Consider the following 25,800-nt stretch of genomic DNA (forward strand, 5'->3'; position numbering starts at 1 on the left):
AATAGATAAGAACTTGGTAGACTACGAAAAGATATTTTCAAGTAAAATCAAAGATATAAAAGAAGAAGGGCGCTATCGTGAATTCACACATTTTGCATCATTACCTGGCAAACTTCCCTATATTATGGATTATGAAAGAAATAGAGAGGTTATTGTCTGGTGCAGTAATAATTATCTGGGAATGTCACAAAACGATAGTGTCATTGCTGCGATTCAAAATTCATCTGTTGGTGCTGGAGGAACAAGAAATATATCAGGTACAACAAAAGAAGTTGTTGAGCTCGAGAAGTCTTTGGCTGACTTGCATCAAAAAGAAGCTGCTTTAACTTTTGCTTGTGGCTACCTTGCCAACCAAACTACGCTTAGCACTTTGTCGTCTGTTATTCCGGGTGTGGTAATTTTTTCAGATGAGAAAAATCATTCTTCAATGATAGAAGGTATAAAATCAGGAAAAAGACCGAAGCACATATTTAGGCATAATGATGTTGATCACTTAGAGCAGTTGCTAAAGTCTATAGATATAAAAACGCCGAAAATAATAGCACTTGAATCTGTATACTCAATGGATGGTGATGTAGCACCGCTTGAAGCGATATGTGATCTAGCAGATCAGTATAATGCAATTACCTATTTGGATGAGGTACACGCAGTTGGTATGTATGGACCGCGCGGTGGCGGAATTGCAGAAAGAGAAGGTTTGATGGATAGAATAACTGTTATTCAGGGTACATTATCAAAGGCTTTTGGAGTGATGGGTGGGTATATAGCATCTTCAAAGAACTTGGTAGATGTAATAAGAAGTTCCGCTCCAGGATTTATTTTTACCACTGCAATGTCACCCGTTTTAGCAGCAGCAGCAAAGGCAAGCGTTGAACATTTAAAATCAAGCAATGTTGAAAGAGAGAAGCAAAAGCAGGCTGCCCAAAAAGTAAAAGACTCACTGAGAAATGCAGGAGTGGATTTTATGCAAACAGAAACTCATATAATTCCAATCATAATTGGTAACCCCGAGTTATCTAAAAAAGCATCAAAATTGTTATTTGATGAGTATGGAATATATGTACAACATATAAATTACCCAACAGTTTCAAAGGGGACTGAGCGCTTCCGTATTACCCCTACGCCTTACCATACAAATGAAATGATAGAGAATTTAACAGAGTCTCTTGTAAAAGTTTTTGAGAAATTATCTGTTTGTGTCTGTTGTTGAGTTTAAAGTTGCCAAGAATAAGGTATCTATTTAAAAGCATGGTTAATGTACAAAATCAGTGCTTTATTTCTTGTCATGAAAGTAGCTGACACTGGGTATCCAACTAAATTGGTAAACACTTTACAACGTTTTTTGTGCAAAAGGACTAGATGCCATTGTCACACACTGACTATTTGTTCCTATAGTTGTCTTTTCTCGTCTATCTTATTTTGCCACCCTGCTGCAATGAGGGGTAGGTAAGACCATTTATTATTTTCACTACGTGACTTTTGCTCTTTTGAATGAACTTTAGTTTATATCTCCAGCAATGACAAGCGCGTTATCTTCCTTTAATCTCCCACCGCTTTCTTGCAGAAAAAGCCTACCGAGTGAAGTTTTATATTTATTAATTCCAGAGTAAATTATTCCATTGTATCTTCCGGCAGCAAGATATGCAAAACCTAGTACCGTTGAGCCAAGGGAGCGCAGATTATTATTGTCAAGTGGTAATTTATTTAACAAATTACCACTTATGTCTATTATTCCCCCTTCACGAGCTTTCATCCGCATTTTTACATGGCGAGATTTGAAATCTTCAAGAAAAGCTCCTTTCTTTTCCTCTGCCCAAAAAGTTTCTCTAAGGGCTGGAGCATCAATCACAGCTGCTACAACTCTGTTTTTATGAATGAGACAAACTGATACTGCAAAATAAACCATACAACTAAAAAGGTTTTCCTTGCCTTCTATAGGCATAATAAACCAAGTATAACCGCCGTCTTTTAGATCTTGGCCCCCATCATCTTCAAAAATAAAGTCATAGTTCTGGTTGTAGTTTTTCAAGCAATCGTATATAAGTTGCTTGGATTTTGAATAAGTTTTATTGATAAAGTCTGCTGACTTAACGCTTGAAATTTGCAATTCATTAAAATCACGTATAAGCTGCTTGGAGGCACTGCGTACAGAATCAAGCATCACATTGATTCGTGGTGATGAAATGGCCATTTACTCTTTTACTCTTTCGTAATAGCTGTTATCAGGAGTATGTACTACAATTTTATCCCCTTCTTTTATAAATTGAGGCACGTTAACACGTATTCCGTTTTCCAAAATTGCAGGCTTATAAGAAGCAGTAACAGTCTGCCCTTTGATAACAGACTCTGTTTCTTTTACAGTTAGTGTAACGTGATCAGGCACATGTGCAGAAATTATTTTATCTTGATAAGTTATTACTTTAATTTTCATATTATCTTGCAAATAAGCCTTCTTTTCCCCTAATAAGTCTAAATTTATAACAATCTGCTCGTAACTACTTGGATGCATAAGATTTACGATATTCCCTTCAGTAAAAAGATAAACATATTCCTCTTCATCTAAAATTGCCCTTCTGATTGTTGCATCAGAGCGAAACCTCTCATAGTACTTTGCTCCTGTTTGGATATTTTTCATTTCAGCTTGTATATATGCACCACCTTTACCAGGTTGAGTATGCATAATACTTACAACCAAAAACAACCCACCGTTATGTTCTAGTACCTGACCTGGCCTGATATCATTAGCCCTTTCTGCCATAATTACACTTTTAATTTAGTCTGATGATTATAAATAACTTTATACAAATATCAAAATTTTTATTGGCCAATGAATTCTGGCATGTTGATTACTATATACCTTTCCTTCATGTTGATGTATGGAAATACTTCTTTAGTAAAAGATAACATAATGTTTTTTTTTGTGCTGATAACCAAAATTTCTAATATATCCCCCGAGCCGAAATTATGCACAGACTTCACATAACCATATAATTCATTACTCTCTAGTCTTACTTCCATATTCACAAGATCATCTTGGTAAAATTCATCCTCATCATTTAACTGTGGTAGCTTATTTCTCTCTATATATAACTTTTTATTTCTTAAAAGTTCTGCTTCATTACGGGAGTTCACACCGCTAATTGTTGCTATTACTAAATTATTACTGACAACAGACACCAAGCTTATTTTATAATTTTCACTTCCGCTTATTAGTTCACCATATAGGAAAATATTTTCGGGCTTTTCAGTAAAGGTTTTTATCTTAACAGCTCCTTTGATTCCATGGGGAGAAGTAATTATTCCGAGGCATATATTCATATTAATATGATAGTTGAAATCAGCTTTTTGTCTATAGAATTGACAATTTACTGAATTAACATACAATTAATATTGTGATAATTATAGTGGGTAATGTGTGAGTTCTATCAGCAATCAAGAAAAGCAAAGTATTATAAGTGGCTTAGAAGAAATCAACTGTAATTTGCAAGGTGAATCTATAAAACTTGATGATACAAAGGAATCTATAATAGTAGCACGTCGTAAACCTGTTGTTGAAGAGGTATTAGAACATCTACGCAACTCTTGCACTACTAACTGTAATGTTATGATCGATGCAGAAACTGGATTTGGCAAGACTTATGATATTGGATTGTGGAGTCATGTACTAGCCCAAGCAGGGTTTCATCATCTGGTTGCAGTACCAAGTAGTGACCTAGTGAATCAAGCTAAAAAAATGATGAGTAGTGCATTTACTGTAAACATTAGGACACCTAAAACTGCTGAGGAAATTAAAAATGCACTGAAGGCAACTAAACCTACAACAATTATAGTGACACATGACCTGTTATTGCAGCAAGAAAATGATCGTAAATTTAAAGACCAAAATACCAAGTTGTGGATTAGTGTTGATGAAGCAGACAGTATTAACAAGCAGCAGGATTTTGAGAACATGTGCAAGCTTGATGAGGAATATCCTACAACTTACCTCACTGCAACACCAAAGAGAAGGATTTTAAATAGATGCGGAAAAGTTATCAGCCCGACAAGATTGAGTAGACGTTGTATTGCAAACGCCATCGAAACAGCAAGTGTTATTGCAAAAACCAATAGGATAACAAATTTCAATCAAGCACTTGTAGTGAACATTGCTACCTCCATCATATCTTTAGCTATATTGTTTCCTATTATAAATAGTAATGTTGCTGCTGTAATTGGTCTAACTTCAGATTATTGGCTCTATTTTGCTTTGATTGGAAACCTATATTATACAATTTCTATGTTTATATTTGGTATGGTAATGTGGCCAGTTTGGTGGACGCTAACTAAAGTAACTGGGGTAGAGTCAAGAGAATTGCTTTCTAGATTTCTTGCTAACGTGAGTAGCTTATTTACTAGAGAAAAATCGAGCCCAGCTCATGAGTATGTTGAAGAAAGCGAAGAAGTTTTTAATTACAATAAGCTTGTTGATACCGATGATTTATTAACTTCTATGAGATGGAATGTGCAAAGCCCAATTGGAGAAAGTGCTCTGCTTTTAGCTGATGATGTGAATAGTATGGTTAATCTTAACTTTGCGTTGCAGGGTAAGGATAATCTAGTATATGAAGGTGGTACGCGTTATGAAGTGTATAATAAATTTAAGCCTGAAGGGATGTCGTATCAAGACTACAGGCTCCAATTACGTCAATTAAACTTTATAAACTGCGTTAAAAAGCAACATCCTAGTTTGACAGAAAAGCAGATATCTGAATTAAAAGAAAAGGTGGATTTCAGTAGTACTGCTGAATATCTAAAATATAGAGTAACGCATTCAATGATCGATCTTACTCTCTCATATTTAATGAAGTGTGATAATATTACCTTAGATAAAAAAAGGAGAGAAGATTTAGGTGGGTTAATAGAAGATGTTAAAAGTAATGTTAGTACTACTATCAATAGTATAAACTACCTATTTAGGCTCATAAATGTTAGCACTACTGACGATAATAATATTATAAGCTATCTAAAGGAAAAAGGCTTTAGTGAGCAATTTGCTAGAAACAAGCTCTTACCGCAAATCAAGTTAGTAATTAAAGCATTGCGTCAAGGTGATAATGAGCAATGCAGGTTAATAGTTGATAATTGGCGCTTAAGCAAAGAGCTCCATGACCTTATGGAAAGAGAGGAAGGTATACTACATAGTCTCATTGATTTCTGCAAACAAAATAAATGTATCTTTGCAGGAATTGGGAAAAATGATCTTGGTATTGGAGAAAACAGACCCTTTTCAGCGATAATACATAATCAGATAGGTGGATATCGAACTCTTTATTGTGATTATGAAAAAAGAGATTTTGATTCATTGGCTAAATATGCGTTGACAACGGTTATAGATGGATCGAAAGGTCGTGGATTTGATAGTGAATATAATCATGTTGCATCAATATTTGCAGATTCGATTAGTCAGTTCAATAATCCATCTGAAGCCCTACAGAATCTTGGAAGAAATAGAGAGCGTAATGAGAGCAGACAATCATGGTTTTTCGTTGCTGCAGGTGAAAAAGTTGAGCTATTTGTGAATAAGATCTTAGCAAATTTTAAAAACGAACCACAGAAATTTTGTCAGAAAGTTTTGTTTCCAGCTACTAATAAATACAATAAGTTGCTAAAAAATAGAATGGGAGAAGAACTTGGAAGAAAAATAGAAATCTATATTAGTAAAAATATTGATGCATTAGGAAATATTGATGATTTAGCTCTGAAGAAGTTTTCTAGTGATTTGATAAAAGAAACGTATGAAAAAATTCATGATATAAATGATTTTGATGTCAAAAAGACAGAACAAGATTTACATAGGATTTTAAAAAGTACAGAGGCATACCTTCGTTCATATGAGAACAGAATTAAAAACAACGGTACATTATCTTGCACACGCTCAGCTTTATTTTTTGTGGGGAGTGCTATAACAAAGGTAATGTATTATCTTTGGGCAGGGTTTGACTATTTAGTCTTTTTGGCTAAAGCGTACAATATAGATAAATCTGGAGATACCAGTGCAAGAGCGTATGTACACATAATCAGAAACTGTCACTGTGAAAGTAGTGTGAAGGCGCAAAATGTATTGGCTCATGCATTAGAAATTGCCAAAGAACATGACAGCAGTTTCAAAAGAAATAGTTTGTACGAAGGCAATGAGGATAGATGTAAAGAAAAAATCATCTCATATTTTCAATCTAAGCAATATATACGTGCATTAGATAGAACAATTGCTCAAATTGAAAATAAACACTTGGTAACAATTTTAAAAGCTATAGGCTACATAGGCAATACTGATAAAATGGCACAAGAAATTAAAGATTTTTTATGTGATTTAAAGAATTTAAACTGCGTGGAATTTAGAGAAAAGTATTATCAAGGCAACTTATATCAAGAAAGCAAATTATACAAAATCAATAATCAAGTCAGTACGATAATTGATGAAATTGTAAGGTGTCATAAGTGGCATCATGGAATAGAGGACTGGGAACTCAAATTAAAAACCAATCATAATATTTTTGAAGTCAGAGTTAACAATGATTTTTCTAAGTTACGTGAGAAAAACTTTAACAAACGCTCTAAAGAAAGGACATATCTAGGTAGAGCTATGTTACTTATTGGGTTTATAATTTCAATGGAGCTTATAGGTAGAATATCATCAGGTCAGACCATGCCATTGCCTTTACTTTGCGGTTTTATAGTATTTGGACCACTGACATTCTTGTGTGGTGCATTGTTATATGAAATAACGACCTATTTAGTGAGAGGAGCATTTTTTACTTTTGGAGTGCCAGTTGTGTTAGGGGAGCTATTTAAATTCATTGTTAAAAACAGTTTAATGCAGAAGTTATTAGATGTGGCATTATCGTTTGGTAACGGTGCTTTCTTAGGTGTTGAGAAGAGTGCCGTGCAATCTTTTATATTTGAAGATGCAACAAAATTTGATTCATTAAGTGATATAAATGAGCTTACACTGATAAGAGAACAGGAAAAGGCAAAGTGTACAAATGAAGTAGCTGATAAAGTTGTAGCTACTGCTTTATCTGCAATTTTGATACAGCCAACAACTAGTGAGCAGGAAGGTTTAGTTTTTAACTAGAACTTTTCAGATAAATACTGAGTGAGGATTTCAATGCCTTCGTCAATCTCTTCTTCAGTGATAATGAGTGGAGGCAAGATTCTTACAACGTTATCTGATGTTACTCCAACAGTAAGTAAACCACGGTGACTTAGCTCTTCTGCAAATTTTTGATTATTCATTTTTACTTTTATTCCTAGCATCAACCCTTTTCCTCTCACTTCTTCTATCATTGGAAACTTGCTTGCTAAGTCCTCTAGTTTATTTTTTAAAGACTTACCTCTAATTTCAACATTTTCTAAGAAGCCAGGGCTGAGCAATTCATCCAATACAGCATTACCTACTGAAGTTGCAAGTGGATTACCACCAAAAGTAGAACCATGCATACCGACCGCCATGTACTTAGCAACCTTTTCAGTTGCAAGACAAGCCCCCAGAGGGAAACCTCCTCCTATTCCTTTTGCAAGAGCAAATATGTCAGGCTTAATTCCTATGTGTTCATATGCAAATAACTTTCCTGTCCTACCAGCACCGCACTGAACGCAATCAAAAAATAGCAGTATGTCGTTTTCGTTACATAGTTCTCTTAGCTCTTTCATGAAGACTTCACTCATTACTTTAATACCACCTTGTCCCTGTATTGGTTCTATTAATATAACACCTATGCCATTAGAAATTGCTTTCTTTACACTCTCAATATTGGGCTCTATGTTATCACACCAGTCAATATAAGGATTCAGTAATTCAGAAAATTTCTGTCTATCGTTTGTTGCACAAGTTAAAAATGTCCTTCCATGAAATGCACCATGAAATGTTAGAATTCTATAGCGATTTTTATTACCTTTTCCATTTTGATAGGCCCTAGCGATTTTAAGTCCACATTCCACTGCTTCTGATCCAGAATTTGCAAAAAATACAGTATTAGCAAAGCTATTGTTTATTAAATTTTCTGCAAATTTGTTGGCAGTAGATATATTATAGGTATTTGATATATGCCATAGTTTTTCTCCTTGTAATTTTAGGACATCAGTTAATCGTGGGTTGGCATGACCTAAACTGCTAACAGCTATTCCAGAGTGAAAATCTATATAGCGCTTATTATCGATATCATACAAGTAAATACCTTTGCCATAAGAAAAATTTATGTTAATAGGAGAATAAACTGGGAAGATAGGAGAAATTGTCATAAAAGTATGATATGCTAATTTTTTATTAATACCATAAAAGACGTTATTTCACAATGAGAAGAATATGTATAAATTAAGTAAATCAATGTTTATTACACTAAAAACAAATAGATATACAAAAATTATCTCACTATTCTTATTAATTTTTGTGGTTTTATTGGGCACAATATACCGCAATTATTCATTAAAGAATAATTTTCTTTCTTTTTACCGTAATTCAAATGCAAACTTAAAAGATCTATTGGAAAATAGTATAATAAAAAAATATCATTATTTACTAATAGAAAAACATCATATTAAATATAACAGTTTTGATTACATAAACCAGTTGGTAAAATTGCGTGCTGAATTGTTACAATCAGTAAGCAAAGCAAGAAATTTTAGCTTAATACTGTATGATCAAAATGCCAGAGTAATTTTCAGTAATTTTAATACTCAAGGTCATGACTATGAGCAGTTGCTTACAAATGATGAAATTGATAAATTGCTAAGCAATCAAGAAATATTTTACGCTACAGGAAATACATTAACTTCTACTTTCCCTATATTTCATGAAGATGACATTAAGCCTTCATTTTTTTTGAAGATCATTCAAAGCTATAATGACTCTTATATTATGGTATATAGTCTATTTTCAATATTAATGGGCTTATTACTAGTTATCTTAATACTAATAATGCTTTATTTGCACCTTTCCAACACCCAAATGCTAGCCAAGCAGCATAAAACTAATATTGAATTACAAAGGGTTAAAGAGGCATTAGAGCAAGAAAATGCAAATAAGATAAAATTTTTTGCAAGTGTTACACATGAGTTGCGTACACCTCTTAATGCTATTATTGGATTTGCAAAGTTGATCAAAAATGAAACTTTAGGTTCGGTAGATCACTCTGAATACAAGGAATACGTAGACGATATATATAATGCTGGTACACATTTACTTGCTTTGATTAATGATGTGCTCGATTTTTCTAAAGCTGAATCAAGTAGTTTAACAGTAGAGAAAGTGAAGTTTAATCTGAATAAGATAATAGATTCGTGCTTAAAAATGTTATCACCTAAACTAAAAGAAACAGGTATTAGTTTAAAGAAAGAGATATCTGATAAACAATTATTAGTTATCGCCGATCCCAAAAGAATGAAGCAAGTTATAATAAATTTGTTATCAAATGCAATCAAATTCACTCCTCAAGGTGGTTTAATAAGAATGATTATTAAAGAGAATATAGAAAAAAATTTATTAACTATTGAGTTTCATGATAATGGAATAGGGATAATGCAGCAGGACATATATAAAGTTATGTCCGTTTTTGGCCAAGCAGATTCGGGATATAGAAACGAAGGCACAGGTATCGGATTACCTCTAAGCAAGAAATTAGTAGAGTTAATGGGTGGGACTTTCAACATTCAAAGTGAAGCAAAACTTGGTACTACGATAATATTGAGCTTCTTTTATGAAGAGCAAACATGTGAAAAGTTGATTGATTTTTAGTAAAATATATTTGATATTGCACTTTTATATCTAGTACATTCCTAAGTCATACTGACGTGATACCTCTTGGCTAATAATAAGCAGCGGAATGTAAGTAAATTAAACTTTTTTAGCTATACTTCCTGAAAACACTTTATAATTCTTGAGCATAAAGAAAATTCCTTTAATAATGAAGCATGCTAATCAGGAACTTAATAAAACAAGCAACTCAAGTAGGAAATAGTGAAAACGTAATACAATATGTCAAATATCTCTATCAATTTGAGAAGTTTAGAAATATATTAAACCTCACTTTGTCACTAATAAAGCAAAATAGACTCTCGTTTGAAATATATCAAGAAGGATTAGTGGATATGGAAGAGGGAGTGTGTAAGACAATTCGTTCTTCTGGTTTAAATAAGTATGTTATTGTGCTAAGAAGGTCAAATCCTTACATCATAGTACATGAACTTTCACATATGGTTGAAAATGAACTGAACTTAAGCTTAGAGCAAGAATTTCTCTATAAAGTTTATCAGGATATTGAGCAGAACTTAAAGCAGTCAAATATTCTGGTACAAAAAATTATTGGTCAAATTATATTTGAAGAGATACAAGCTTATCAAACTCCAAAATCACGTGCGTCTGAGTTATTCGCACGCTATTTTGAGCTGTTTGCTTGGGCTCAGGAAGTTTATCCTAAAGATAAAGAATATCTAATTCGCACTCAAGATTTAAACAGAGTATTTCTTGCTACTAACCAATGGAAAAAGAGCTACCTAGATCTACAAATAATGGAGAGAATAGATAAAGAAGTAAAGGAATATAGCGATAAAACTGCTTTTAAAGATATAAACAAAGTACAAAGCAGTTGGACTAATAAATTTTCTCCTGGAAGCAAAAAAATTGGTTCTATATTTGAAGATGATAATTAGCTCAGCAGAATATAGTTAACTTCTTCAACATTTCAAGTTATAGTTCTCGCAATTTAAAGAGTTCAAATATATATGAAAACCATTTTAGCGATTGAAACAAGTTGCGATGAAACTGCAGCAGCAGTTGTAAATAGTGATAAGCAAGTGCTTGCTCAGGAAATTCTTTCTCAGGCAGAGCATAAAAAGTGCGGTGGAGTGATTCCTGAAATAGCATCACGCGCTCATATGAAGCATTTAAGTGGTTTAATAAAAAGTGCTATGGAAAAATCTAACCTTAATTTTCGTGATTTGGATGCAATTGCAGCAACATCAGGACCAGGACTCATAGGTGGATTAATAGTTGGTACAATGATGGCTAAAGCAATTGCGCATACAGCACAAAAACCGTTTATTGCAGTTAATCACTTAGAGGCACACGCATTAGTTATTAGGCTACTATATGAGGTTGAATTTCCGTTTTTAGTCCTGCTGATATCAGGTGGTCACTGCCAATTTTTAATTGCACAGGATGTAGGTAAATACATCAAACTTGGAGAAACGCTTGATGACTCATTAGGAGAAGCATTTGACAAAGTCGCTAAGACACTGGGTCTAAGCTATCCAGGAGGTCCGTTGATTGAAAAATTAGCTAAAAAAGGTGATGGTATGAGATTTAAACTGCCAAGGGCGATGACAAAACGCTCTGGATGTGACTTTTCGTTTTCTGGAATTAAAACAGCAGTAAAAAACTTAATACGAGAACTTGTAATGAATGAACAGGATGTGTGTGATATGTGTACCTCATTTCAAGAGTGTGTCAGCGACATACTACTTGATAGAGTCAAAAATGCAATTATTATTGCTTCATCCTTAAATATTAAAATTAATGATTTTGTAGTTACTGGTGGAGTTGCAGCAAATCATTTCCTGAAAGAGAGATTAAAAAAGCACATAGACTTGAACGTGCTTTCTCCTCCAAGCAATTTATGCACAGACAATGCAGTGATGGTTGGATGGACAGGAATTGAAAGGTTACAGAGAAACTATGTAGACTCTCTTGACTTTGCACCAAGGCCAAAGTGGGAATTAGAAAAATATTACTAGCACAAAAAATTATCTACTATATAATGCGGCCGCTGGTAAATTTTTGTAGGCTTAAAAATTACAGTGGTATCTACTAAAGCCTTATTCACTACCGGCATTATTATTTATGAGGCACAGTATGTTCAAAAATAAATTTGACACAGTTACTAATGTTTTCAAAGCTAAATTTAGTACAAGCGCAAAGACACTCAGTTCAGGTTTATTTGCTGTGGGAACCATTGGTATAGCCAGAGCAATTAGTAAGACTGACCTTTCTTCATTACAAGGCAATTCAGAAGATGAAGTCAATAAGCAAGATCTAATAAGCATATATGATTATATTAATAAAATAACTCAAGAAGAAAACTATAATATATATACTAATAATCTTGATCATATAAAAAGCAAGATTTTAGCAAAAAATATAAGTGATTCATTAGCTGAAAAATTTCGTCAAGATGGATGGAATATAACAAGTAATGATGGTTCTTCGCTATTAACAGTGGCTATTGAAAGAATTGAGGAAGAACAAAAGAAAAATAGGAATTATGATATTCATGTTGAAATAGCTGTATCTCTAATTCTTGGTATGGGCAAAGAATTGATTATAAAATTGGAGAATTTTGCAGATAGTAATGATAAAACACTTCTACATTATTTAGCTGAGTCGGGTAAAGAAGATATTTTACGTCTTGTGATAGAAAGTTTTGATTTTAATGTTAAAGAAGCAGTAAGGAGTAAAGATAGAGTTGGTAAAACACCGCTACATTATGCGGCTAAATTTGGCAATAAAGAATGCTTTGAAACTCTCATAGAAAATGAAGCACATTTTACTAGTACTATCAATTATAAGAGTGAATTACACTATGCTGCTAGAAGCGGAAATTTTAGCCTCCTAAAGTATTTAGGGGAAGTACTTACAGCAAAAGGAATTTTTGAGAGGGAGAAAATTAAAACAGATAGATACGGAAATAACGCATTACACTTTGCTGCACAATCTGGGAATCATGAGTGCATAAAATTCTTCATTAATAATCAAGTACAATTTTTAAAAAATCAATATAGTGAGAATCCTCTTCATAAGATTGCAGGTAACTCAGAAACTCAAGAAAATGCTATAAATTTTCTTATAAAGCATCTAAGACTGTTAGGTAGACTAAAAAGTGAAACTAATCGAGAAGATGTAGATGGTAACACCCCATTGCATATAGCTGCAAAACATGGAAATGAACAGCTAATAGAATTGTTTACTCAATCAGATGCAAAAATTGTTCAGAATAAACAAGGTAATACCCCCTTACATATTGCTATTATACATGGTAATGCATATTGTATAGAGCTATTTCATGAAAATATAGAAAATAGCATGCTTGAATCCAAAGGTGAGTATGGAAGAGATCTTGTACATTTAGCTGCAATGTACGGGCAGTATGATTGTCTAAACTTTTTACTCAAGAAATTTCCTGATTACGATTTAAGCACAAAAACACGCAAAGGAAATATGGCCCTACACTTAGCTCTATCGAGTAATACAGAAACAGAACTAAGAAAAAAATGTGTGAGTCTATTAATAAACAGAGGCATGCAAGTAAATAAGAGTAATAACAAAGGAAACACCCCTTTACATTTTGCTGCCCAACTTGATTTATCGTTTTTAAGCATGATAGAAAAAAAGTTGGAAGAGAAGAAATTTGACGTTTATCAAGAGGTTTTGCGTGAGAATAGCAACGGTGACACCGTCTTTCATATGGCAGCACGTGTTGGTAATAAATCATGCCTTGAGCACCTTTTTAAAAAAGAGAGTGTGGGAGAAATATTAAGTAAGGAAAATGAGGATGGACAAACTTTACTAGACTTATCTATTCTCAGTGGAAGAGTAGAATGCGTTAAGTATTTGGTAGAAAAAATCCCAATTAGTATTTTTTCAGAAGAAAATACACAAAAAAAGTTGTTATTTGCAGCTATTTTGAGCGGCAATAAGGAATGTCTTGAATTTGTGGCAAAAGAACTTGTAGGTAAAAAGGTGGCTGCTAGCATCAAAGTGTTATATGATGAAAACGACAATACACCGTTACACATGGCTGCTCTTGCCGACGGCATAGGATGCTCTCAGTATGTTATTGAAAGTATTGCTAAGTCAACTATTAGGAATACAGTATCACTTTTTCACACAAACAGTCAAGGGCTTATACCTCTACATTTAGCTGCCATGAGCCTTAATGCTGAGGTAATAGAATATTTTATGACAGATCATCATGATCCCTATACTGAGGAAATGTTTAATGTTGTATCTAAATCTGGAAGAACACCATTACACTATCTTGTAATAAATGATAATGATTTTGCAAGAATTGTAGATGAAGATTTTAAGCAAGATCAATTCTTGAAAAATTTAGTTTTAGAAAAGCGTAAACAAAATGAACACTTAAGGGAAAAAGCTACTAAAGCCTTATTATATCCAAGAATCAGCAACAGAAAGAAAATTGTAAATAAGAAACTAAATTTTGACATAAAAGATAATGAAGGAAAAACATCTTTAGACTATGCTCTTGAACATAGTGATGCAAATATCTTAAGGTTATTTTTAGATGCTTTTTATGAAATAAAGGAAGACAGAAAAAGGAAATATGATAAATTTGAAATAGATTATCAAGAAAAAAGGGAAATAGTTTTACGTATTACTAATGTGCTTACACCAATAGTAGGCATCATTATTTCATCTTGCATACTATCTGATCAATCAGGATCTACAGTGGAGAAAATTGTTACCTGTATCTCCATTTTCTGTTCTTTAATATCACTTATATCTTTCTTGTCTAATTTATTAGTTGGCCTTCGAAAAAAACCACTTAAAAGTGAAATAGAAAACTATACTGAGAAAATAAAAACAATTGAAGAGATAACAGGCAAATCAATCAAGGCAAAAGTAGAAGTTCATAGTTTGGAAGAATACAACACAATATTGGAACAATCAACAAAGCATGCAGAAGACATTTCACGATTGGAAAGCATGCTTAACAAACTTACGCATGAAGCTAGATTAGAGAGTAAAAACAAACTCAATACTCCTTTTCAGGAAATGAGTAGAAGTGGTAGTACAGCACCATTTTCAGATAAGTCTTTAACAAGCAGAAGAAGTTCATTTTTTTTGAATGATTTAACAAAAAAACTTGGTCTGTATGAAAGGCGCAACAGTAGAGCACAAGATATAATGGACAAATGTGATAGTGCATCATGTTTTATAACTATAAATGAGCATTCAGAAAGTAAACCAAAAGCTCCGAAAAACAAATTCAAGAATGTTGCAACCAAGCTAAAAAGAGTCAATATCTTTAGTAAGAAAAAAGAAGATCTTATTGCTTCATCAAGCTTATCAGAAGGTGCTAATCAAGAGAATATCACAAGAATGAATAAAGAAAATTATAGATTGATAAAACAATTTGGTGATATCAATGGGTGTTTTATATTTCCGACTTTTTTTAATTCAAGCTGTTCAACCTTAAGAGAAGAGTGTGGTAACAACCATAGCGCAGCGCATCATGTGAGTGATAGTAGTGAAAATAAGCTACCTTCTGTGAGTAAGAAGGTAGCTAATAAAATTCCGTCTGCAACATTTTCTAACCCTGAAACAGGGATTTTTGTTAAAGAAACAGACTTTTTAGGATTGGAATATAGACCAAGGGTATATTCAAGTCCACCTTGTATGAGCAAAAGATAATTTACAGGTAGAGTATTGGAATATGGAATACTTCCTGATCATATAGAAAGAGGAAAAGAGATGCAGATTGTAGTCACTGACTCTGATAGCATCAACTTTCAGAGGAGTAATAGTAAGCATTCTAGTAAACTGTCATTGAGTAGTAGATAAGAAAAACGTAGAACAATTGGCAAGGCTATCGTATAAGGTTATAGTAGAGAAGAAATTAGATAGCCTTGCTAAATTTCCATGAAAAAGTTTATATTCGCATATCATTAATATTTTATTACATTAATGATATGGTAAGGCAATAACTGTTAATACTTTTGAAATAAAAACTATATATGGTACATATAATTAAATAAAAAGGAAGATTGTGGAAATCACTCCGTCAATAAAAAAGGAATTAAAGCAAAGTATACTATATACTTGTCTAGAGAAGTGCAAGAGTGCGTTTTGGTTCATTTTCTGGTTTAGCTCAGGGATTAATGCGTTAATGTTATTCTTGCCACTTTATACTTCTCAGGTACTTGATCGAGTGATATCGAGCGAGAGTGTATCAACACTAGTTATGCTGACAATTATTACTTTATCTGCGTTTGCGTGCTCTGCAATGCTTGAAACTTGTCGATATTTAGCCATGGCAAAAATTGGCGACTGGATTGATAAAACTGCAACACCAGATCTAATAGTAAGGTCAATCAGGCTAACGTCAGTGCAGAGCTCAACTTCCAGCGGTGAAGCAATACGAGATCTTGGAGTAATAAAAAATTTCATTACAGGAAATGGTATATTTTCACTGTTCGATACTCCATGGTCGCTAATTTACCTTGTTGTGATCTTTATGATACATACCTCTACAGGGTTTATAGCTATTGCCGGGATCATTATATTAGTTTCAATGGCAGTATGGAATGAACTTGCCACTAAGCGTATATTGCGAGAAACCAATGAAGAAACTATACGCAATATTAATGCTATAGATGTTGCAACAAGAAACGCAGAGGTGGTTGAAGCTATGGGCATGTCAGAATTTATAGTTTCTGATTGGTGTAAACGGAATGATCAAAATCGTGCAATGCAAGTTACAGCGCAGAATCGTTCTAATGTAATTACTGGTATTACTAAATTTTTACGTTCAACTCTCCAAATTTCAGTAATTGGAACAGGTGCATTACTCGCAATCACAGCTCACAAAACTGCCGGTAGCATTATTGCTGCCTCGATTTTGATGGGTAGAGTATTGGCTCCATTTGATGCAGCAGTTCATACTTGGAAGTTTTTAAATCAAGCCAGAATGTCATATGAGAGGCTACAAAGACTTATACTAACATCCCCAAAAAGAGAGCAAACTATGGCTCTACCAGAGCCTGAAGGGAAGTTGGAATTTGATAGGGTATTTTTTACTCCTTATGGAAGCAATAAGCCAACAGTAAAAGGAATCTCATTTGTAATAGAACCAGGGGATGTTGTTGGTGTTATTGGTGCAAGTGCTTCTGGTAAGTCGACCATTGCAAAACTAACCGTTGGTGTTTGGAAACCCATATCAGGTGTAGTCAGACTAGATGGCGCTGATGTATATACTTGGAATCGAGAGAACTTTGGTAATTATGTTGGTTACTTACCTCAAGATATTGAGTTATTTAACACGAGCGTTAAAGCTAATATTGCCCGCATGAGACCAAATCCAAATCCTGAAGAAATAATCAAAGCAGCAAAAATTGCAGGAATACATGAATTAATACTGAGCTTACCAAATGGGTATGATACAACAATAGGAGGACCTGGAGGAGTAATACTCTCTGGTGGCCAAAAACAGCTTCTTGGACTTGCAAGGGCTTTTTATGGTAATACTAAGCTTTTAGTGCTTGATGAACCGAATGCTAACTTAGACAGTAATGGAGAGGCGCGCTTGATTAATGCAATCAATGTTGCAAGAGAGCAAAATACTACCACTGTTATCATCACTCATAAGCTACCGTTACTATCCGTAGTTGATAAAGTGATTATCATGTCAGATGGTGTTATTTATGCTATGGGACCAAAAGATGAGATTTTGAGCAGATTAGTTGCTCCATCACCAGATACCACAGAAGATAAACGTTCTTCAGCAAGTGGTTAAGAAAGAGAGAAGTTGTCACACTTCTCTTTCTCTTATAGAGTACTATATGCACAATTTATAAAATCCTAAGCAATTGTTATTCGAAAAATCCAATAATGATTAGCCGCGGAACCTATTTGCTAATTCTCTCACATTAACCTTAGAGCCTGTACGTGATCTCAAAAAAGGGATAGAATGAGAGGATAAAGTATATAAAGTAGGATATGCGAAGTTTATATCCAAGTGATATAAGTCGAGAAAAGTTTGAGATTATTGTAGCAGATCTGGAGTCTTGCAGGAAGAGGACAAAGCCAAGAACACTTGATTTATATCATGTATTTTGTGGAGTGTTATACGTCTTAAAAAGTGGCTGCCAGTGGAGAATGTTACCAAAAGAGTTTCCAAAATGGCGGAATTGTTACGACTATTTTAAGAAGTGGAGTGAAAAAGCAGATGCAAATAAAGAAAGTGTTCTGGAGCTGGTATTAAAAAAAAATAGTTGGCGTGGTCCGACAAAACAATGGTCGGAAAGAAAAAACCAGCTTCTGCATAATTGATGCACAAAGCGTAAAAAATGCAGATACTGCTGAAGAAAAAGGCTATGATGCAGGCAAAAAGGTTTCAGGAATAAAACGCCATATTGCGGTAGATACACAAGGTTTACCCCACGCAATTTATATAACAACGGCAGAAATAACTGATCGTAGTAGCGCTGTGAGAATGGTTAAAAATGCTAAAGAAAACCTATCTGAAGTTAAAAATATACTAGTTGATGCTGGCTACACAGGAGAAAATTTTGCAACACAAATAAAAGCAACTATTGGCGCTACCGTTGAAGTAATAAAGCGAAACGAATTACACACCTTTGTCGTATTGCCGAAAAGATGGGTTGTTGAGAGATCTTTTGCTTGGTTGCAAAAATGTAGGCGATTGTGGAAAAATTGCGAGCGGAAACTCAACACTAGCCTGCAAATGGTCGTTCTTGCTTTCGCTGCTTTGCTTCTGAAAAGATTATGAACAGGCTCTTAGACATTTCTGATGTAGGCTCTTGTGTATATGAGACATCAGATTTAACGCCTTTTTTGTCATGACCTTTAGTAATAGAACATACTACAGTATCAGCCTTTACATGCTTAACACTTGGATCTGATTGAAACCCATGCTTTCTTTCCATTTGTGCTTCAAGCTTACTGCTATCATGTGTAACCCTACACCTTTCTAGATTACGGTCACGTCTGTCAGGAGCTACATATCCATCTATATCACTACATAAGAACGGGCGCACTTTGAACCTGTCTGAACTAACACCATTTTCAACACTTGCAGAATTATGAGCTTTTCTATTATTGCGCATTCTATCTACAGCTTCCTTTATTTTTTCTTTTGATGGTTTTGGCAACAGTGCTGGCTTATATGCACATGCTGGTAGTTCTGGAAATGAGTCCTCCTGAAACAGCAAATGACTTTGGTTTCTCTTACTATCTGATTCTTCAATATTCTTTATTGGTGTCTTGAAAGAGTTTTCGTTTTTCTTTTTTAGATCTAATACCAAAATCCATTACTGACCGAACAAATAAGAAACATTACAAACTCGTTTAATAGTAGTACTGGAAATATTGACAATAAAATTACACAAAACATCTTCAAGTAAACCTATGGTATCGTAGATACTATTGCGTAAAGTATTGTATTTGATATATTGCCACAACCTTTCAACAGGATTCAGTTCCGGTGAATAAGGAGGCAAGTATATGATGGTAATGTTTTCCTGAATTTTCAAACTTTTTGATCTATGCCAACTTGCACAATCCATTACAAGAAAGGCTTCTTTCGTGCCTAAATCTTTCGACATCTGCTCCAGAAATATATTCATACAATCAGTGTTTACATATGGAGCAAGTAGGCTAATTTTCTTACCACTTCTTGGATTTACCGCACTGTAGATATAGAAATTTTGTCTACCAATTTTCATTTTAACCTGTGTTCTGACCCCTTTTTTAAACCATCCGTGTCCGATTTTTGAATGAGTTCCAAATCGTGATTCATCAAAAAAATACCTCCTTTTCAGGGTGGGAATTGACTATTTTATTGAAGTATTTTTTAAACTCTTCTTGCTTGTTTTTATCTTGTTTATGGTGAATTGGCCTCGGTGTTATGTAAGAAAACTTCATCCTTTGTATCTCACGGTGCACTGTTGATTTGCTAATGTTTAGGCCAAATTCCTCTGAGATTTTTATTTGCACTTCCTTAATAGTAATATTTGGATTTCTTTCTACCCATATTTCAATTTGCTCACGTTGATTTTTGTTTAATTTGCTTTTTCTTCGCCGCTGAGACGGGGAAAATAATCTTTCTACTCTACCAAATTTTAGATGCTTTATCCATTCAGTCAAAGCAGTCCTTGAAATTTTACATATTCTTGCCACAGCGCTTATACTACTTTCTTTTCCTGCTATCACCGCTTGTAACTTTTTTGAAACATATGCGTTATTTCTGACCTTTTTTAACATTTCTTTCGCCAAATTTACAACTTTTTCGTCTAATAGTTTTGACCTTAATGCCATTTATACCTCTCTATTTTATCTACTTTAGTATCACTTCTTTCCCATTATTGTCTATCTGTTCTTTATATAGTGGGAATTGGTATAACTCATTTAATCCGCTTCCAACATTATTTTTTCTTGTTGTAGTGTGAATAACACCTGGAAGTTTCACTTCATACTTAAATTTTTTACCAATGGTATCTATTGACTCATTAGATGAGGAATCTATTTGAAACCTATCGTTTGAAAATTTTGATTTTGCAGCATCAAAAAATATACTACGTTTTTCTATCTTTTTATCAGTCATATTTTACCTCTAAACCTATCAATTAATAAAAGTATAAATTAAGAGGTATTAATTTTATTATAATAATAAAGGCTCAAGAAGCATCACCGTAGGGTTTTCTATATAGTACTTAAAGGCATTTAAAAATTTTGCTCCGAGTGCTCCATCAACTGCTCTGTGGTCAACAGAGAGAGTAACTGTCATTATCTCTGCTATCTCTATTTTTTCACCTATGACAACCGGCTGTTTTTTAGATTCACCAACAGCCATAATGCAAGATTGCGGTGGATTGATTATAGCGCTGAAAGTTTTTATACCAAACATGCCTAAGTTGGAGATAGTAAATCCTCCTCCTTGAAATTCTTCGGGCTTTAGTTTTCCAGATCTTGCCCTACTTACTAAATCTTTCACTTCTTTTGATATAGATAAAACACTTTTTTCATCAGCATTTTTTACTATAGGAGTAATCAGTCCATCCTCAAGCGCTACAGCAATTGAGATATCTATATTTGAGTATCTTACTATTTTAGTATCTATCCACGATGAGTTTATATCAGGAAATTTTTTCATGCTGAAAGCCACAGCTTTTATAATTAAGTCATTAATTGTTACTTTATTGTTTTCATTTGCTGAATTAACCTCATTTTTGAGCGATATTAGCTTATCAACGTGGCAGTCTACAGTTAAATAAAAGTGTGGAATATTTTGCTTAGATTCAACTAGGCGCTGCGCTATCACTTGGCGCATATTACTTACTTCAACTGTTGTATTTTCCTCAAATCTCTCATAGCTTTTAGTTTGATCTAAAAATTCTAATACATCAGCTTTGATGATACGACCATATGGACCTGTACCTTTTAATCGCTTTATATCAACACCTTCATTTTGAGCTATTTTTTTAGCTAAGGGGCTTACTTTTATTCTATTTTCTGTTGCTCTATCCTCTTTTTTAGATCCCAGTGTCACGCACTGGGATGACATTGAAGAGCTAGATGAAATCGAAGGGTTGGATGATACTGAAAAATCGGCTTCAACCTCCTTCTCAACCTTGGTATTGATGGCAGAAGCTAAATCAAGTGCGCTTTTATCTTCCCCTTCCTCTAACATTAGAGCTATCAGTTGATTTACAGGCACGCCACTTGTTCCTTCCGACACTAAAATTTTTGCCAAAACTCCTTCATCGACAGATTCAAACTCCATTATGGCTTTATCAGTCTCAATTTCAGCGATTACATCACCTATTTCAACTTTATCTTGTTCTTTTTTACACCACTTTACAATTTTTCCTCCAGTTTTACTCATTGTTGGGGAAAGAGCAGGCATCAATATTTCTATAGGCATTTATTCTGCATTAAAAGATCTATTTAATTTTTAATTTACTCTTTACCCTATGTCAATCTAATCGTAAATTATGATACTTATATCATCCTAGTACATGATGCTGGAATCTTGGTTGACTACTGTTATCCTACTATTTCTATTGCTTAGTCCTAGACAGAGTACAAATAGTAAGATCATCATGAAAATAGACGAATCTGTTATAATGGAAATAGAAAAATGTAGTGCTTACTATCCTCTCACAAGCATATAGCTTGGGTACAGAAAAAATTTATATGAGGAGCTGGTTAAATTGATAAAAGATCAGAATTAACAGTAGTTTCCGAATCTTCTGTAGCAGGCTCTTCATGTGAAGCAGAGGACAGACTAACTTCTTTATCCTCTGTTCTCTGTATAGAACTACCACAAAAACTCCTTAACATCTCTTCAGCAGATGAATTTAAAATTTGTATAATAGACTTTTCACTTTGTTCTTTCAGCGATTGATCCATTTTAGAAATCAACTCGGAAAATTCACTACCTTCTTTTCTAGCTTCACTTTCTATCTTATTTTTTATGCTTTCTATATTACTTTGGTTAATTTCTTCTTTCGTTATGTTAAATGAATTAGCAATACCTTGATACTTAATCTCACAATCGCCACAGCCAACTATGCAAAGAGCAATAGAATCGGATATTTCACCTGCAGCCGAATTATGGATAGTGTAAGCTAAGCAATTGTCATGATATTTAATGCCAAGCTGTTGCTCTATCAACTCAGAAATTTCATTTTTTAAAGACATAAAGTACCTCCTTCTTACATTACTGTACCTTCTGATTAAAGTACAACAGCTGCTCCTAAATAGCAATCCATATATGGTTTACTTTAATAAATTATTAAAGTAAGAAGCTTTTACATCCTAAAACATAACTTAGATAGGCCAATGTAAAAAAATTTTTAAACGAGAATTATTGTATATATATTACTTATTTGGTAGAATTATTTTGGCAAAATAGCATATAAAAGTTGAGGCTAATTATGAATATTAAAGAACGAAAGGATTTACAACAGGAAGTTATTAGGAATTGTTTTCAATATACTCATAGAAAGTGAAGATAGCGCCATAGAAGCTATGGAAACAAGAGCAGTAGAGATAATTAAAAAAATAAAAGAACACATTAATGATGATATAGAACATGGTACAGGATTTGATAGTCAAAAAATGCCAATTTTAGACTGGATCGTTGCTTGTGATTCTCAGGATCATGTTAGACTAAACAACAAGTCGCTATTAAAATTTGAAAAGACAATTAAGGATGTTGGAGGAAGATCAAAGCGAAATTCAAGAGGTTATGTTGGCGGTGAAAGAGAGACATTTCTGAATTTCCACTTCTTTGAAAACGTGAATGAAAGAAGGGCAAGGAACTATGAGAGATTAGATCATGTTCTAAATCACCCTCAGAGAGTTCGCCTTAGCAACAGGGGTGAAAATATAGTAAGGCAAAGAATGCAAGAGATACTAAATAACATCAGAGATCTTGATAGAGCAGCTGACAGAGAACTATTACTGAATCTCTCTGGAAACAGGAGTGAAAATATAAGAAGACCAGGAGAACAAATGCAGCCAAGTGAAGTATCACTAAATCTCTCCGAAAATAGGGATGAATATACAATAATGAGAGAACGAAGAAGAGCGGGAAGGCGAATGCAGCCAAATTTTGTTAGACGTGAAAGAGAAGTACCACTTAGTTCAAAAATAGGACAATTAATTGGTGTAGTTTCATCCATAATTGTAGGTGCTTTCATTGGTATAATGGTTGGTATGGTCATTGCTGGTTTATGTATTGAGCTTTGTATGATCACCACTGCAGAACCGATTCTTCTCATCATGGGTGCTACTGCTGTTATAGGAGCTATTGTAGCAGGAACTGCTCCTTTATTAAAGCTAATAGAGATGTTTAAAGGTCAAGAATCTAATCTTTCTCCTAGTAGCGGTCTGGAAAGCTCTAATACTGAACATACTTATTTAAATAGGCAAAGAGTTATTTAGAAAAAAATTGAAGAAATGTTCAAGGAAGTTCATTGGTAAAATACAGAGGTTTAATTATAGCTTTGTAGTTTAGGTTCTTGGTTAAAGATTTTTATTTTAGCAGTTAAATCAAAGTCAGATCTAATTAGAGAGAGGATCTCCTTATCTCTTTTTTGCCTTCGTTTTCATTTCTGACAATTTTTTTTCCACTTAATATATCACTGATTTCATCGCCTGTTAAAGTTTCAAACTCCAGTAGATTTTCAGCAATTAGCTCCAAATCTTTCCTACACTTAGTCAAGATATGCTTTGCTTCTTCATAACATGAAGACACAACTTTCTTCACTTCTTCATCTATAAGTTTTAACGTATCTTCAGAAATTATCTCAGAACCATGCATAATTTGTTCGCAATTATGATAGATCGGACCTATTTTGTCGCTCATTCCCCATTTTGTCACCATAGCACGTGATAAATCTGATGCTAGTTTTATATCTGAAGATGCGCCGCTTGTGACTTTATCATAGCCAAAAATTAGCTCTTCTGCCACACGTCCACCCATTGCAACAGTTATATCTGCTAGCATCTTTTCTCTTGTGAGGGACACTCTATCTGTTTCTGGTAGTCTCATAACTAAACCGAGTGCTCTACCACGTGGAATAATTGTTGCTTTGTGTATAGGATCAGAAGCAGGCATATTCACTGCAACTACTGCATGACCAGCTTCATGGTAAGCAGTAAGCTTTTTTTCTTCTTCTGTAATGACTAAGGACCTTCTTTCCATGCCCATCATCACTTTATCACGTGCATACTCAAAATCATCCATGGTAACAATTTTCTTATTTCTTCTTGCAGCAATAAGCGCAGATTCATTCACTAAATTTGCTAGATCAGCTCCTGAAAAACCTGGCGTTCCCCTAGCAACTGTTTTTACGTTTACATCTGGTGCTATCGATATTTTCTTTATATGCGTATTTAATATTCTTTCACGCCCATTTATATCAGGTAAAGAAATAGTAATCTGTCGGTCAAAACGACCAGGTCTAAGTAGTGCTGGATCTAGGACGTCTGGACGGTTAGTTGCAGCAACTATTATCACACCTTCATTAGACTCGAAACCATCCATCTCAACCAGTAACTGGTTTAATGTTTGTTCCCTTTCGTCGTTACCGCCACCAAGACCAATACCGCGATGCCTACCTACTGCATCTATTTCGTCTATGAAAATTATACAAGGAGCATTTTTCTTGCCTTGATCAAACATATCCCGGACACGGCTTGCACCAACACCGACAAACATTTCAACGAAATCAGATCCAGAAATACTAAAAAACGGTACATTAGCTTCACCTGCAATTGCACGAGCAAGTAGAGTTTTACCAGTTCCAGGGGAACCAATTAAAAGACACCCTTTTGGTATCTTCCCACCTAACACTTGAAATTTTTGCCTTTGTTTAAGAAAATCAACAATTTCAACCAACTCTTCCTTTGCTTCATCAATCCCAGCAACATCATCAAATGTCACTTTTTTTCCAGTAGTCATAAGCCTAGCTTTTGATTTGCCAAAGCTTATAGTTCTATTACCTCCTGCTTGCGTTTGTTTAAAAAGGAAAAGTAATAAACCGATAAAGATAAGCGTCGGAACCCATTGAATAAGTAATCCACCAATTATACCTATTGCAGAGTCTCCAATTGAAAAGGAGAACTTCACTTTCCTATCATGCAAACTTTTTATTAAGTCACTATATATAACACCACTTGAGTTAAAGGCTGACCCATCCCTAAACTTCCCTTGGATGCTTTGGTTTCTTATTGTAATATTTTCTATATCATTATCTTCTAGTCTAGTTAAAAATTCTGAAAAAGGTATGGTTGTTTTACTCTTACCTATACTTCCGCTAAATTGAATATAAGCAACTGAAATAAGAACAATAATCACTAACCAGATCAATAAGCCTTCTAAAAATTTTTTCATTTATATTTCTAATTAAATACCAATCAAGCTTACCAAATTTTGTTTTATCGTGCTATTAATAATGCATCGAATCTTATCATCACCGTATTTTTCCGTTATAATT

General features: G+C 34.0%; 18 protein-coding genes and 1 pseudogene. 10 read left to right on the top strand and 9 right to left on the bottom strand.

Translation table 11 applies throughout. The annotated features are described in order from the left end of the window. Positions 1-13: 13 nt before the first annotated feature. Positions 14-1,210 (top strand): 5-aminolevulinate synthase, encoded by a 1,197-nt coding sequence (gene hemA, locus ABWU24_RS03575; RefSeq protein WP_341815568.1) that lies wholly within the window; start codon positions 14-16, stop codon positions 1,208-1,210. A gap of 288 nt (positions 1,211-1,498) precedes the next feature. Here the strand turns inward: hemA and ABWU24_RS03580 are convergent, their stop codons facing one another. From ABWU24_RS03580 to rimM, 3 genes are read right to left on the bottom strand one after another with little or no spacing between them, the layout of a single operon-like run. Next, positions 1,499-2,191, bottom strand: coding sequence for an inositol monophosphatase family protein (locus tag ABWU24_RS03580; protein ID WP_353274457.1), 693 nt, complete (start codon positions 2,189-2,191; stop codon positions 1,499-1,501). Next, entirely contained in the window at positions 2,192-2,758 is a 567-nt protein-coding gene (gene efp / locus ABWU24_RS03585; protein ID WP_108784257.1) for an elongation factor P, read from the bottom strand. 59 nt (positions 2,759-2,817) lie between these two features. Further along, positions 2,818-3,318, bottom strand: a complete 501-nt coding sequence (gene rimM / locus ABWU24_RS03590; protein WP_214241605.1) for a ribosome maturation factor RimM — start codon at positions 3,316-3,318, stop codon at positions 2,818-2,820. A gap of 97 nt (positions 3,319-3,415) precedes the next feature. Between rimM and ABWU24_RS03595 the strand changes: the two genes are divergently transcribed. Next, positions 3,416-7,114, top strand: coding sequence for a DEAD/DEAH box helicase (locus ABWU24_RS03595; protein ID WP_353274459.1), 3,699 nt, complete (start codon positions 3,416-3,418; stop codon positions 7,112-7,114). On the opposite strand, the gene ABWU24_RS03600 is transcribed toward ABWU24_RS03595, so the two are convergent. Beyond that, positions 7,111-8,280, bottom strand: a complete 1,170-nt coding sequence (locus ABWU24_RS03600) for an aspartate aminotransferase family protein (RefSeq protein WP_341815571.1) — start codon at positions 8,278-8,280, stop codon at positions 7,111-7,113. The genes ABWU24_RS03595 and ABWU24_RS03600 overlap by 4 nt on opposite strands. Before the next feature lie 64 nt (positions 8,281-8,344). Between ABWU24_RS03600 and ABWU24_RS03605 the strand changes: the two genes are divergently transcribed. From ABWU24_RS03605 to ABWU24_RS03630, 6 genes are all read left to right on the top strand, one after another. After that, positions 8,345-9,772 (top strand): sensor histidine kinase, encoded by a 1,428-nt coding sequence (locus ABWU24_RS03605; RefSeq protein ID WP_341815572.1) that lies wholly within the window; start codon positions 8,345-8,347, stop codon positions 9,770-9,772. A gap of 176 nt (positions 9,773-9,948) precedes the next feature. Next, the gene (locus ABWU24_RS03610) at positions 9,949-10,686 is read left to right on the top strand and encodes a hypothetical protein (protein ID WP_015588029.1); all 738 of its coding nucleotides are present in this window, start codon (positions 9,949-9,951) and stop codon (positions 10,684-10,686) included. A gap of 72 nt (positions 10,687-10,758) precedes the next feature. Beyond that, the gene (gene tsaD / locus ABWU24_RS03615) at positions 10,759-11,769 is read left to right on the top strand and encodes a tRNA (adenosine(37)-N6)-threonylcarbamoyltransferase complex transferase subunit TsaD (RefSeq protein WP_015588030.1); all 1,011 of its coding nucleotides are present in this window, start codon (positions 10,759-10,761) and stop codon (positions 11,767-11,769) included. Between the two features lie 118 nt (positions 11,770-11,887). After that, complete coding sequence (locus ABWU24_RS03620; RefSeq protein ID WP_353274461.1) at positions 11,888-15,466, top strand: ankyrin repeat domain-containing protein; 3,579 nt, start codon at positions 11,888-11,890, stop codon at positions 15,464-15,466. A 355-nt stretch (positions 15,467-15,821) separates the two neighbouring features. Continuing rightward, entirely contained in the window at positions 15,822-17,567 is a 1,746-nt protein-coding gene (locus ABWU24_RS03625) for a type I secretion system permease/ATPase (RefSeq protein ID WP_341815574.1), read from the top strand. Between the two features lie 203 nt (positions 17,568-17,770). Then, positions 17,771-18,563, top strand: a protein-coding gene (locus tag ABWU24_RS03630; protein WP_341815401.1) for an IS5 family transposase whose coding sequence is annotated in 2 segments (ribosomal slippage) — positions 17,771-18,034 and positions 18,036-18,563 — 792 coding nt in all. Because the reading frame shifts where the segments join, the coding sequence is not laid out codon by codon here. Here the strand turns inward: ABWU24_RS03630 and ABWU24_RS03635 are convergent. Together ABWU24_RS03635 and ABWU24_RS03640 are read right to left on the bottom strand one after the other, a co-directional pair. After that, positions 18,508-19,098 carry a hypothetical protein gene (locus ABWU24_RS03635; protein WP_353274463.1) on the bottom strand — a complete coding sequence of 197 codons (591 nt, stop codon included), beginning with the start codon at positions 19,096-19,098 and terminating at the stop codon, positions 18,508-18,510. The two genes, ABWU24_RS03630 and ABWU24_RS03635, sit on opposite strands and share 56 nt — an antisense overlap. 6 nt (positions 19,099-19,104) lie before the next feature. Continuing rightward, positions 19,105-20,110, bottom strand: a protein-coding gene (locus ABWU24_RS03640; protein ID WP_353274215.1) for an IS630 family transposase whose coding sequence is annotated in 2 segments (ribosomal slippage) — positions 19,105-19,599 and positions 19,601-20,110 — 1,005 coding nt in all. Because the reading frame shifts where the segments join, the coding sequence is not laid out codon by codon here. Here ABWU24_RS03640 and ABWU24_RS03645 point away from each other — a divergent pair. Next, positions 20,104-20,241, top strand: a complete 138-nt coding sequence (locus ABWU24_RS03645; RefSeq protein WP_353274465.1) for a hypothetical protein — start codon at positions 20,104-20,106, stop codon at positions 20,239-20,241. The genes ABWU24_RS03640 and ABWU24_RS03645 overlap by 7 nt on opposite strands. A gap of 212 nt (positions 20,242-20,453) precedes the next feature. Here the strand turns inward: ABWU24_RS03645 and ABWU24_RS03650 are convergent, their stop codons facing one another. Both ABWU24_RS03650 and ABWU24_RS03655 read right to left on the bottom strand, forming a co-directional pair. Further along, positions 20,454-21,716 (bottom strand): pyruvate dehydrogenase complex dihydrolipoamide acetyltransferase, encoded by a 1,263-nt coding sequence (locus tag ABWU24_RS03650; RefSeq protein ID WP_015588033.1) that lies wholly within the window; start codon positions 21,714-21,716, stop codon positions 20,454-20,456. Between the two features lie 284 nt (positions 21,717-22,000). Beyond that, a complete protein-coding gene (locus ABWU24_RS03655; RefSeq protein ID WP_063630816.1) occupies positions 22,001-22,495 on the bottom strand; it encodes a hypothetical protein in 495 nt (164 codons plus the stop codon). A 236-nt stretch (positions 22,496-22,731) separates the two neighbouring features. Here ABWU24_RS03655 and ABWU24_RS03660 point away from each other — a divergent pair. Further along, positions 22,732-23,743, top strand: a pseudogene (locus ABWU24_RS03660) (hypothetical protein). A gap of 124 nt (positions 23,744-23,867) precedes the next feature. Here ABWU24_RS03660 and ftsH read toward each other — a convergent pair. Then, a complete protein-coding gene (gene ftsH, locus ABWU24_RS03665) occupies positions 23,868-25,697 on the bottom strand; it encodes an ATP-dependent zinc metalloprotease FtsH (RefSeq protein WP_015588036.1) in 1,830 nt (609 codons plus the stop codon). Between the last annotated feature and the right edge of the window lie 103 nt (positions 25,698-25,800).

The sequence above is a fragment of the Wolbachia endosymbiont (group B) of Hofmannophila pseudospretella genome, from assembly GCF_964028515.1.
Classification (GTDB): Bacteria; Pseudomonadota; Alphaproteobacteria; order Rickettsiales; family Anaplasmataceae; genus Wolbachia.